At 41.3% G+C, this 12,114-nt stretch carries 12 protein-coding genes; 2 read left to right on the forward strand and 10 right to left on the reverse strand.

Annotated elements, in window-relative coordinates; translation table 11 throughout:
- Window positions 1-86: 86 nt before the first annotated feature.
- The 3 genes from C7Y70_RS05430 to C7Y70_RS05440 all read right to left on the reverse strand — a co-directional run bounded on the left by C7Y70_RS05430 (window position 87) and on the right by C7Y70_RS05440 (window position 1,782).
- The gene (locus C7Y70_RS05430; protein ID WP_135473676.1) at window positions 87-806 is read right to left on the reverse strand and encodes a Fic family protein; all 720 of its coding nucleotides are present in this window, start codon (window positions 804-806) and stop codon (window positions 87-89) included.
- Window positions 807-918: 112 nt separating this feature from the next.
- The gene (locus tag C7Y70_RS05435; RefSeq protein ID WP_245321371.1) at window positions 919-1,401 is read right to left on the reverse strand and encodes a molecular chaperone DnaJ; all 483 of its coding nucleotides are present in this window, start codon (window positions 1,399-1,401) and stop codon (window positions 919-921) included.
- A 36-nt stretch (window positions 1,402-1,437) separates the two neighbouring features.
- Window positions 1,438-1,782 (reverse strand): hypothetical protein, encoded by a 345-nt coding sequence (locus tag C7Y70_RS05440; RefSeq protein WP_135473677.1) that lies wholly within the window; start codon window positions 1,780-1,782, stop codon window positions 1,438-1,440.
- A gap of 271 nt (window positions 1,783-2,053) precedes the next feature.
- Between C7Y70_RS05440 and C7Y70_RS05445 the strand changes: the two genes are divergently transcribed.
- Window positions 2,054-2,179, forward strand: a complete 126-nt coding sequence (locus C7Y70_RS05445; RefSeq protein ID WP_280953823.1) for a phage integrase N-terminal SAM-like domain-containing protein — start codon at window positions 2,054-2,056, stop codon at window positions 2,177-2,179.
- 333 nt (window positions 2,180-2,512) lie between these two features.
- Here the strand turns inward: C7Y70_RS05445 and serS are convergent, their stop codons facing one another.
- From serS to lrp, 6 genes are all read right to left on the reverse strand, one after another.
- Window positions 2,513-3,811 (reverse strand): serine--tRNA ligase, encoded by a 1,299-nt coding sequence (serS, locus tag C7Y70_RS05450; protein ID WP_135473679.1) that lies wholly within the window; start codon window positions 3,809-3,811, stop codon window positions 2,513-2,515.
- 9 nt (window positions 3,812-3,820) lie between these two features.
- The gene (gene crcB / locus C7Y70_RS05455) at window positions 3,821-4,207 is read right to left on the reverse strand and encodes a fluoride efflux transporter CrcB (protein WP_135473680.1); all 387 of its coding nucleotides are present in this window, start codon (window positions 4,205-4,207) and stop codon (window positions 3,821-3,823) included.
- Window positions 4,194-5,537, reverse strand: a complete 1,344-nt coding sequence (locus C7Y70_RS05460) for a replication-associated recombination protein A (protein ID WP_099294099.1) — start codon at window positions 5,535-5,537, stop codon at window positions 4,194-4,196. The genes crcB and C7Y70_RS05460 overlap by 14 nt, the downstream gene beginning before the upstream one ends.
- 5 nt (window positions 5,538-5,542) lie before the next feature.
- A complete protein-coding gene (gene lolA / locus C7Y70_RS05465) occupies window positions 5,543-6,169 on the reverse strand; it encodes an outer membrane lipoprotein chaperone LolA (protein WP_099294101.1) in 627 nt (208 codons plus the stop codon).
- On the reverse strand, window positions 6,170-8,650 hold the full coding sequence (locus C7Y70_RS05470; RefSeq protein WP_135473681.1) for a DNA translocase FtsK 4TM domain-containing protein: 2,481 nt from the start codon (window positions 8,648-8,650) through the stop codon (window positions 6,170-6,172).
- 134 nt (window positions 8,651-8,784) lie between these two features.
- Window positions 8,785-9,264, reverse strand: coding sequence for a leucine-responsive transcriptional regulator Lrp (gene lrp, locus C7Y70_RS05475; RefSeq protein WP_099294105.1), 480 nt, complete (start codon window positions 9,262-9,264; stop codon window positions 8,785-8,787).
- Window positions 9,265-9,405: 141 nt separating this feature from the next.
- On the opposite strand from lrp, the gene ald reads away from it, so the two are divergent.
- On the forward strand, window positions 9,406-10,527 hold the full coding sequence (gene ald, locus C7Y70_RS05480) for an alanine dehydrogenase (protein WP_135473682.1): 1,122 nt from the start codon (window positions 9,406-9,408) through the stop codon (window positions 10,525-10,527).
- Window positions 10,528-10,627: 100 nt separating this feature from the next.
- On the opposite strand, the gene pssA is transcribed toward ald, so the two are convergent.
- Window positions 10,628-11,953 (reverse strand): CDP-diacylglycerol--serine O-phosphatidyltransferase, encoded by a 1,326-nt coding sequence (gene pssA, locus C7Y70_RS05485; protein WP_135473683.1) that lies wholly within the window; start codon window positions 11,951-11,953, stop codon window positions 10,628-10,630.
- Window positions 11,954-12,114 lie beyond the last annotated feature (161 nt).

Here is a 12,114-nt window from a genome sequence, read left to right on the forward strand (position 1 = left end):
TTCATGGAGAAACCTAACGCCGCAATGTGCGGATTTTAAAAGTGGAGGCGAAGCCGGAGCTTTTAAAATTCCGAACCATTGCCTTGTTATGCCTGTTCCTCAGTTCCTGAGATAGACTCAGAAATAAGTTTTTTAAGTGATTTTTCATCACCACATGAAGCTTTATATATAGCCTCATAGTAAAGCTTAGATTCAGGTTCAAACTCGATATTCTTCTCTAACAGAAATGATAGCTGTTCGCTTAATAAGCGACGCCCCAATCTACCATTCCCATCAGTGAAAGGATGTATAATCATAAAATATGTATGGAAGCGTGATGCTAGATCAATTTTTGACCCTCCACCTAACCCCTTTCGTTTAGTGATCCATTTATTCCACATTTTTACACTTCTCTCCAAAGCAACCGAAACCTCCTTTTTGTAAAGAGTTTTGGATCCTTTAGTGAGGCCACTAATTTGACTGCTTACATGAACGGTTCCATATTCCATATGAGGCTGCGTCTCAACAGGCATCAGTATTTCAACATCAGAATCCCGATATACGCCTGACTTAAAGCTTTCTTTACGAAAAATGACTTCATGTGCATGCCTGATTCTTTTCGTCGTGAGCTTTCCGTCTTTCTTTAGTATGTTAGACACATCCAGCTGGTCATTTAGATCAACAAAAGCTTTATCAAACTCCTCAAAGAAAATAGAAGGCCTATTTTCAATATATTTAAGATATAGATGCCTAAAAAATGGAATCGCTATCGCCGTAAGGATAAGACCGCCAATTTTTATTAGGTCGCTAGTGCTCATTATTTCCATTTACTCGACTTCACTTGAGGCATAACGCCCGCAGAAACGGACGGTTTTAAGTTGGTGAAGCGCAGCGAAACCGGCTTAAAACCGTTCCGATTTACTGCGTTTGTTATGCAAATTACTTGGAGTTTACTGCATTCTTAATGTGACTATTTAGCTCAATAAAGTCTTTAACGAGTTTGTCACATTCTACTTTTTCAGCTCCGCATCTAACACTAGTTTCCATATATACCGAACCATCTTTTTCAATCACCTCTCTCTTAACAAAAGAAGGATAGGCTGGATGCTGCTCTGGAGGGAAGCTCCAAATGACCCGAAGTTTATTTGAAGTGGCGACAGTCCAGTCACGTTCCATCCTGATTAGTGTTTCGCCATCAGATTTTAGCTGTGACAAAAGATCTTCAGGGCTTAAACCATCGTTGTTTTTACCTTGGTAGCCCAGATCCCCATCAGCATTTGAAAATGGTACAAAAACAAACATAAGTGTAAGGAACGTTAATATTCTAATTTTCACAGGTGCCTCGATTGATTGCATAACGCCCGCATAAAATGCGGATAATGCTTGGCTAAAATTAGCGAAGAATGAGCGCCAGCCAAGCATTTGACGTCATTTTTGATGCGTTTGTTATATGCACAATTACATATTAGGCTCGCAATATTTAAGCCTTGGTTTCGGGTTAAAGTAAATTAAGAAATTATTAAAGTCATCGACTAAATATACTCTTAACACCTGTTCTCCATCCCAAGCCTGAAAAGTAATGTCAGTAACTTCTTCTTTGTATATATGAAATACTAATTCTGTACCCTGAAATAGTCTTACATTTACTGAGTTATTACCAAACGGTGAATGTGTAAATATTAATTTTTCACCAGTATCATAATCCATCAGGAATGAAAACTGCCCTTCATCATGATCATATTCACTAGAATAACCAAAGCCTCTTTCAAAAAACTCTAGTTCCTCTGGAAATTCATAGGTCAATTTTAACTCCTGACTTCAAGTGCATATAACAACTTATTGAACACCATTTTGGTGGTTTATAACACCCCAAAACGGCGTATATTACATTGCTCCATAATTCCACTAAACTAATCCAATGTAAACAGACTATTACGTATGTTATAAAATTACCGCTGCTAAAATACACCAAAACGACTTTTAATAATGTTATTGGACAAAACACAAACAACTGTCTATACATACAGTGCCATTTAAAAATTAAATATTATTTATGAAATCTCTTTTTTTAAGCATGATTAAGGATCATATGTATAGCAAGCGGTATGCAAAGAGCACTATTGAAGCTTATCTGTTTTGGATAGCTGCCTATACCCGTTTTAATAATATGCAACACCCAAGCACTATGGAAGACACTTAAGTGGAATTATATTTAAACCATTTAGTAAACTCGCAAAATGTAGCGCAAGGCACACAATTTAAAGCATAAGTTTCCTATATAAATTTAAGCACTAAAGCACGCCTACAGATGAGCTTGATCCATCATGGCAAACATAATCTCCATATCAGCGTCGGCAAATCATGGCTAAAGCCGATTCCTACGCGGTGAGTTTCAGACCGAGTTAATCTCACAGCTCGCTAACTTTACTCTTACTAAATTACTAACGACCCCCCCAAAAAAAAAGCCGCTGTTTGTAACAAACAGCGGCTTATCTTAAAGCTTACGACTTACAGCTCTATAGCTTAAATAAACTTATTTAATCACTTCCAGTCCACCCATGTACGGGCGAAGTACTTCTGGAACAACAACTGAACCGTCGGCTTGTTGGTAGTTTTCAAGTATTGCTACTAGCGTACGGCCAACCGCTAAACCTGAGCCATTTAGTGTATGTAATAACTCTGGCTTTTTCTCACCTTCGCGGCGAAAACGTGCTTGCATACGGCGCGCTTGGAAATCATGCATGTTTGAACATGATGAGATTTCGCGGTACGTATCTTGTGCCGGTAACCATACCTCTAAATCGTAGGTTTTTGCTGAACCAAAGCCCATATCACCCATACATAAAATCACTTTACGGTATGGCAGCTCTAACGCTTGTAAGATTTGCTCAGCGTGACCTGTTAGCTCCTCGAGTGCTTGCATTGAATCTTCTGGTTTTACAAGTTGTACAAGCTCTACTTTATCAAACTGATGCTGACGGATAAGGCCTCGGGTATCACGGCCGTAACTGCCCGCTTCACTTCTAAAACACGGCGTGTGAGCAGTTAAACGAATTGGTAAGTCTTTTTCGTCATAGATTTCATCACGGGCACTATTAGTCAGGGGTACTTCTGCTGTAGGAATTAAGCTAAAGCCTTCTTGCTCTTCGCCGTCATCGTTTACTAAACCTTTGGTATGGAATAAGTCTTCAGCGAATTTAGGTAACTGACCTGTGCCGTATAGGCTGTCGCGGTTAACTAAATACGGCACATACAATTCTGTGTAGCCGTTTTTATCCGTGTGGGTGTCTAGCATAAATTGTACTAGCGCACGGTGCATGCGTGCCGTTGCGCCGCGCATAACAGTAAAACGAGAGCCGGTGATTTTAACACCCATTTCAAAATCAAGGCCGTTTAAATCTTGGCCTAAATCAACGTGATCTTTAACTTCGAAATCGTACTTTTTAGGCTCGCCCCATGTTGAAATTTCAACATTTTCAGACTCGTCTGCACCCGCTGGTACTGACTCGTCGGGTAAATTAGGAATAGCTAAAGAAATTTGTTTTAGCTCTTCTAAAATAGCGTCTTGCTCAGCTTTAACGCTATCGAGCTCAGCACCTAGGCTGCTTACTGCATCAAGCAATGGTTGTGCGTCTTCGCCTTTGGCTTTTGCTTGGCCAATCGCTTTGGAGCGGCTGTTACGCTCACTTTGTAGTTCTTGTGTTTTTACTTGCAGTGTTTTGCGTTTTTCTTCAAGTGCGCTGACAGTCGCTGTATCAAGCTCGTAGCCACGTGCTGCTAGGCGCGCTGCTGTTTGTTCGATATCTTGACGTAATAATTTAGAATCTAACATGTTAGTTTTTTAACCTTTTTGCATTACCAGCTGAAGGCCCAGCCAAGCCATAAAAATACACACCGTCACATTTAAGACGATATTGAGGACCATTTTTAAAAAGTGGCCTTGTTGCAAAAGCAACAACGAATCCATTGAGAATGTCGAAAAGGTGGTCAAAGCACCTAAAAAGCCAATTCCGATAAGGGATTTGGCGGGGCTGACGGTGATAATTTCGCGCTCTATCAAACCGTATAATACGCCCATCAACAATGAACCCAGAATATTAACCGCCAACGTGCCAAAAGGGAATCCCCTTCCTAGCAGTTTTAACATGGTTTCGCTAATAAAAAAGCGCAAACAGGCACCAGACGCCCCACCCGCTGCAATCATGAGGTAGAGCTTAAGTGTTGTCATAGCGCTTTATATCACTTTGCTGATCTCGCTCTTTGAGGTAATCAAGCTTTTGCTTAATTTTTTGCTCAAGTCCGCGCTCGGTTGGAAAATAATATTGGGTGTCGGCAATTTGCTCTGGAAAGTATTTCTCTCCGGCAGCAAACGCGCCTTCTTCATTATGCGCATAACGATACTCAGCGCCGTAGCCTAAGTCTTTCATTAAATTAGTAGGTGCATTACGTAAATGCTCAGGCACAGGGTAACTTGGTTCATTTTGCGCATCCGCTTTGGCTTTATTAAACGCCATGTAAACAGCATTACTTTTTGGTGCACTGGCTAAATATATCGTTGCTTGAGCAATTGCTCGTTCGCCTTCGCTTGGCCCGACACGCTGAAAAATATCCCACGCATTGAGGGCCACTTCCATAGCACGTGGATCGGCGTTACCTATGTCTTCTGTCGCGATGGCTAATAAACGTCTTGCCACATAAAGCGGGTCGCCACCACCGGCGAGTATCCTGCAATACCAATACAAAGCGCCATCAGGGGAGCTGCCACGCACTGATTTATGAAACGCCGAGATCAAATCGTAAAACTCATCGCCGCCTTTATCGTATTTGGCTAAATGTGTGGGCAATACTTGGCTCAATACGTGTTCATCCACTAAATATTGGCCGTTGCTCTGTGTAGTTAAATCAATCGCTTGTTCGAGTAAGTTAAGCACTTTACGGGCATCGCCATCACTGGCTTGGCACAGTGCTTTTTTAGCGTTATCGGCCAGGGTAATGGTTTTTGTGCTCAGCTCGTCATCGTTGGCAAGCGCGCGCTCAATAACTAAATGTAAATCGGCTTCTTGTAAGGATTTAAGCACATATACGCGGGCACGAGATAAAATCGCATTATTTAATGCAAACGACGGGTTCTCTGTGGTTGCGCCAACAAATATAAAGGTGCCATCTTCAATATGCGGTAAAAAAGCATCTTGCTGAGATTTATTAAAGCGGTGTACTTCATCAACAAACAACAATGTGCGTTGCCCACGACCTTCAAGGTTATTGCGCGCCTCACTAACTGCATCGCGAATATCTTTAATACCGGCCGTTACCGCCGACATTTGTATCAGCGCGGCATCTGCGTGGTTCGCTATAATTTGTGCAAGGGTGGTTTTACCCACGCCCGGTGGACCCCATAAAATAAGGCTATGGCAGCGCCCTGCTAAGATTGCTTGGTATAATGGTTTGTCTTGGCTTAATAGATGCTGCTGCCCTATATATTGCTCAAGATTTGTTGGCCGCATACGCGCCGCAAGCGGGCGCACATCAGGAGAAAAATTAAAGCCTAAATTACTCACTGTAATTATTCGCCTTGGCTTTGGTCGTCTATTTCAACGTTTTCAGGAATGGTAAATTCAAACGTTTCGTTGGCTAGTTGTTCATTCACTTTGGTATCACTAAAGGTAAAGGTAGATGATTGCCCTGAGCTGTCTTTAACCAGTAGTTTTTCAAGTCCTGTTTGGTCTTGTGCAAATACAATATCGAGCTGTTCAACTTGGCTTTCAATGCCTTTGTTTGGTGTCACGCTAAAGCCTGCTTCAGTTGCTTTAACTTGGTACTTTTGCCATTGTGCTGGGTCTTTTGAAGTTAACAACACAAACGGTGTTGAATCAATCAAGCTGTTTGTGTTCATGATAGTCACTTGCTCAGCAAAGCTGTCGAAGTAATAGGTTTTATCACCATTTGATATAAACAACGTATCGTCTGGGCTGGCTTGTTGCCAGCGGATCATCATAGGTTGTTGTAAGGCAATATTGCCCTTCCCTTGCATGATTGACTCACCTTGGTCGTCATTTACTTGCTGTACAAACTGCGCTTGAAAGCTTTTTAATTCGGCAAGTTTGTCTTGTAGTGCTTGGCTGTCACTGGCAATTGCTGTTGTAGATAAAACACAACTTATCGCAACTGCTAAATATTTAAGTTTCTTCATTTAATTTGCTCCACTATTGGGCACTAAAACATCGCGAGCGCCGTTATGTCCTGGTGCACTCACAATACCCGACGTTTCCATTTGCTCGACTAAACGCGCTGCGCGGTTATACCCTACACGCAACTTACGTTGTACACTCGAAACCGACACTTTGCCGGTTTCAATCACAAATGATACGGCTTCATCATAAAGCGGATCTGATTCTTCATCCGCGTTTTCGCTGGCTTCGCCCGGTAGTAAAATTTCTTCTGTGGCATCGCCGTTAAGTATTTCGTCTACGTAGTTTGGTTTACCACGTTTTTTCCAATCATCAACCACCGCATGTACTTCGTGGTCATCTACAAATGCACCGTGTACACGCACAGGTACGCTGGTGCCTGGCGGTAAGTACAGCATGTCACCCATACCGAGTAGGTTCTCTGCACCTTGTTGGTCTAATATGGTACGCGAGTCAATTTTACTTGATACCTGAAACGCCATACGCGTTGGTATATTCGCTTTTATTAAACCCGTTATTACATCAACCGATGGGCGCTGCGTTGCCAGTACTAAGTGAATACCCGCAGCACGCGCTTTTTGTGCAATACGTGCAATCAGCTCTTCCACTTTTTTACCAACAATCATCATCATGTCGGCAAACTCATCAATCACAACAACGATGCTTGGCAGCTTATCAAGCTCATCGGGGCCTTCTTTCATGCCGTCGGTGTCTTTAAATAATGGGTCAAGAATTGGGTAACCCGCTTCTTTGGCTTCCATTACCTTTTGGTTATAACCTTTTAAATTACGTACACCTAACGCTGACATTAATTTGTAACGACGTTCCATCTCGCCCACACACCACCGTAGCGCATTGGCTGCTTCTTTCATGTCTGTGACAACTTCACACAGTAAATGTGGGATACCTTCGTAGACTGAAAGTTCCAACATTTTCGGGTCAATCATGATCATGCGCACATCATCAGGGCCTGATTTATACAGTAAGCTTAATATCATCACATTAACGCCCACTGACTTACCTGAACCAGTTGTACCCGCTACAAGTAAGTGCGGCATTTTGCCTAGGTCGGCACAAATTGGCTCACCCGCTATGTCTTTACCAAGTACCATAGTTAGCGGTGATGGATTTTGTTCAAATTTAGGGGCGTCAATAACTTCAGATAAACGCACTATTTCACGGTGTTTGTTTGGCAGTTCAATCCCCACGTAGGTTTTACCTGGGATGACTTCAACAACACGCACGCTCACAGCTGATAATGAACGGGCTAAATCTTTAGCAAGGCCGGTGATTTTAGACACCTTAATACCAGGCGCTAAATCAAGCTCAAAACGAGTCACTACAGGGCCTGGGTATACCCCGACTACCGCTGCTTGTACATTAAAATCAAGTAATTTGGTTTCAACTAAACGCGATACAGCTTCAAGCTCTTCAGGCGAAATTGGGTTTTTCGCTTTGTCAGGTCTGTCGAGCAAATCAAGGGTTGGCAACGGCGCACTTGGTGGCTCTTCATCGAGTAATTGTTCAAACTTTTCTTTCGCTGTAGGTGGTGGCTGATACGTGCTTTTTGGCTTAGGCATAGGTCTTGCTGGTGAAACAACCGTTGTAACTGGTTTTTCAGGCTCAGCCACATGGCTTTGATCCAGTGCGTTTAATGCAGCAGCAGTATCCATTGGCTCATCATCTATGGCGCTAAAGTTAATTTCTTGGTCAAGAATATCATCGAGATCATCAAACGCATTATGCTGTGGCTGGCTCTGCATTTGATCTGCTGTAAAACGTTTTGGGGATTGCTCTGTTTTGGGAGCATCATTATATGTAATCGCGTTGGTTTGCGCTTGAGTTTCATCTGCAATTACTTCGTCATCTGCTTCAATGGCTTCACGCTCACGATTTAGCCAACCACTAATTTTAGCCACAATATACTTGTAAATTCGGACCACCCAATCGCCCAAAAAGTCAACGAACTGCACCCAGGATACACCCGTAAGCAATGTTAAACCTGCAAAAAAGAAGCACAATAACAGTATAGATGTACCGGTGAAGTTAAACGCTGGCATCATAGCGCCCGCAATTACATCTCCTACTACCCCACCCGATGAAAAGTTATAGATATCGTCAAAATTTATACTGCTAATTGCTGTGGCAGAGGTAATAAATAAAGCAAAGCCAATCACTCTTAACGCAAGCGTGGTGTAATCAAGCTGAAAAATTTTATGAGGTTGTTTGAACAATAAATAGCCAAATACTTGAATTGCAGCAGGCACTAAATAAGCCAACCAACCAAAGGTGAGTAATAAAATATCAGCTATCCAAGCACCTGCGGCGCCTGTTACATTATTTACTTGATGAAATTCACCTGTTTGCGACCATGAAGGATCCGCAGGATCAAAGCTAATTAATGCACATAATATGAATATTGCAGCAAAGCTGCTGATAATTAGCCCTGTTTCTAATAGCCTTTGTACACCGTTTAGGCGCATAATTCCCTATTCCTCATTTTTCTTATTTCAGTATCTTCATTGCCCAGCAATAGAATACCTTAGCAGGAAATACTTTTTGTTGCACTTTATCATATACACTAACTGCTTAGCCGATTATGAACGGCTTTTTCGATTTAAGCGATATAGGGGCGAATGATGACGCCCTGCTCACCTTTTACTTCTTCCATCACAACATATGTACGACTTTCACTGACATTAGGTAACTTCAAAAGTATATCACCAAGCACGCCACGGTATTCTGACATATCATTAACGCGTGTTTTAAGTAAAAAATCGAAATTACCTGATACCAAATGACATTCTATGATTTCATCGTGCTTTTTAACCGCCGCGCTAAATTCATCAAATACATCTGGCGATGTTTTAGTAATGGTCACTTCAACATACACCGATAACCCCTGTCCTAACTTAGCTGGGTCAACAACTGCTTTATATCCTACAATGTAACCTTCGCGTTCAAGTTTTTTTACGCGTTCTAGGCAGGGCGTGGCACTAAGACCAACTCGTCGGGCCAGTTCAACGTTAGAAATACGTCCATCAAGTTGTAATTCCATTAAAATTTTACGGTCAATTCGGTCTAATAATTCATGCATGGGGCTAACTAGTTTTTTACACTGTTTAAACTTTATATTTAGATTATATCACTAGATTGCACCTTAAAAAAGGTGAGACACACTGGCTTATGATGAATATAATAGTGAAAAATTTTATCCCGTTCCAACAAGGCAAAGATTATGATTATTGGTGTACCTAAAGAAATTAAAAACCATGAATACCGTGTAGGTATGGTTCCTGCGAGTGTTCGTGAATTAGTAAATCACGGCCACCAAGTGATTGTTGAAACTAATGCAGGTATGGGCATTGGTTTTACTAATGAAGACTACACCCTTGCTGGTGCTGAAATTCTACCAACAGCTGCTGATGTTTTCGCTAAAGCAGAAATGATTGTAAAAGTAAAAGAGCCACAAGCTGTTGAACGTGCAATGCTACGTGAAGACCAAATTCTTTTCACTTACCTTCACCTGGCACCGGATCTTCCACAAACTGAAGACCTTGTTAAGAGCAAATCAATCTGTATCGCTTATGAAACAGTCACTGATTCTCGAGGTGGTTTACCACTTCTTGCTCCTATGAGTGAAGTAGCTGGTCGTATGTCTATTCAAGCTGGCGCACAAGCACTTGAAAAATCAAACCACGGCCGCGGTATGTTATTAGGTGGCGTACCGGGTGTTGAGCCAGCTAAAGTTGTTGTTATCGGCGGCGGCATGGTTGGTCGTAGCGCAGCACAAATGGCTGTAGGCCTAGGTGCTGATGTTGTAGTACTTGATCGTAATATCGATGTACTACGTGCACTTGACGCACAGTTTGGTAATAAAGTTAAAGCTATTTACTCAACAGCTGATGCACTTGAAAAACACGTACTAGAAGCAGATCTTGTGATCGGTGGCGTTCTTATCCCAGGTGCAGCTGCACCTAAGCTTGTAACAGCAGAGCACATCAAAGCAATGAAGCCTGGCGCTGCTATTGTTGACGTTGCAATCGACCAAGGTGGTTGTATCGCTACTTCTAAAGCAACTACTCACGCTGATCCTACTTACATCGTTGATGAAGTTGTTCACTACTGTGTTGCTAACATGCCGGGTGCTGTTCCACGTACATCTACATTTGCACTTAACAATGCAACATTGCCTTTCATCATTAACCTTGCAAACAAAGGTTATAAGAAAGCATTGTTAGATGACGCTAACTTCCTTAAAGGTCTTAACGTAATTAAAGGCCAAGTGACTTACAAAGAAGTAGCTGAAGCATTCAACATGGAATATGTTGACCCACGCACTGCGGTAGAAAATGCGTAACTAGTATTTTACCGCTTATACCTGAGTCATTATTAAGGTATAAGCATTAAAAAAGCAGCTAATTTAGCTGCTTTTTTTATACCTCGCTACCTAAGCTAAGTTAGATAAAGCGCTTAATTATAAAGTCGACTTTTACCCGCTTAGCCTGCCCTAATAACTTTTTAACAGGTTGAGGGTAGTCTTCCATCGTTTCTAAATCTTCAGGCCCATTTAAACGACGACAATGTTTAAGTATTTCTGCTTTTTCATTATCAATAGCAGGCATTAAAGATTGCTGTGGGTCTTCTAAGAAAATGCCATTTTCAATATCTAAGCCCCACGCACGTGGGTTTAGGTTATGACCACTTAATAAATGATATTGGCGATCAGCACAAATCCCTTTCAGATGAAATGAGTTACTTTCATGCTTCCATAAATAGACGTTTAAGTTGCCATTTGTAATATGACGCTTCTGAGATTTTAAAAACTTAAGTAAAATAGTCTCATATAAATACGGTAATGCACCAATTTTACTAAAAGGTTCACTAGGGGGCAGATAAAAATCGTTTGCAGTTTTATCGCCCACCACAATTGTTACTTCCTTCCCCTGCTTTAATAAACGCCTTAGCGAACGCATTAATGGAGCAGGAAAATTAAAATATGGGGTATAAAGCACAAGCTCTCGCTCAGCCGTATCAAATAATGCTTTAATTACTCTATTAAGCTCATTGTTACGACGCCCTAGCCCCAAAAATAACCTCACACCCAGTGGTTGATCATTTTCTTTTTCGGCATGTTCATATTGCGTTTGCTTTAATGTACGCATAAGTTGCTTTTGCGCGAGTTTAATATCATTAAATTTAGTCAGTGGTCGCGTGTCAATACGCGGTACGGCTTCTGAACTAAGTAATTCCTGTTCAATAAAATCGACAACGGCATTACATAAAGGAGCTTGCTTCACTAAAAAATAACGATCTAACCTATATCGCTCGCTATGTTGCAAATACACATTATTTAAGCTTGCGCCGCTATAAAGCAATGTATCGTCAATAACAAAGCCTTTTAAGTGCAGCACACCGAACAATTCTTTGGCTTTTACTGGTACACCATAAACTTGCACATTCGATTGATACTTTTGTTGATAATCACAATATAAACTCGCATTCCCGTCAGACTTTGCAGCGCCAATTAATCCGCGTTGGGCACGATGAAAATCCACAAGTACTTTAACTTCTAGATCCGGATTGGCTAATGATGCTTGATGTAAAGCTTCAAGAACCTCGCGTCCTGCTTCATCGTCTTGCAAATAAAGCGCAGTAATATAAATACGTGTTTGTGCGCTCGCGATTAAAGCAAGTAATTGTGTTCGATATTGTTGTGCATTGGTTAAGACGTTAACGTCTTTTGAAGTCAACCCAAATGCGGGTTTTTCCTGCCAAAATAACATAGTTGCCTATTCATTTAGGTCACCCTACTTTAGGGTCACAAATCAAAATTAGCTAAAACATACCAAAAAAAATCAATTTGGTCATGAATTAACGATAGTAGTTAGATTATTAGTGGTTAAATAGTTTATATTTCATACAAAACCGTCATTTTGTACACACC

It is taken from the genome of Pseudoalteromonas sp. KS88, assembly GCF_004766475.1.
Classification (GTDB): Bacteria; Pseudomonadota; Gammaproteobacteria; order Enterobacterales; family Alteromonadaceae; genus Pseudoalteromonas.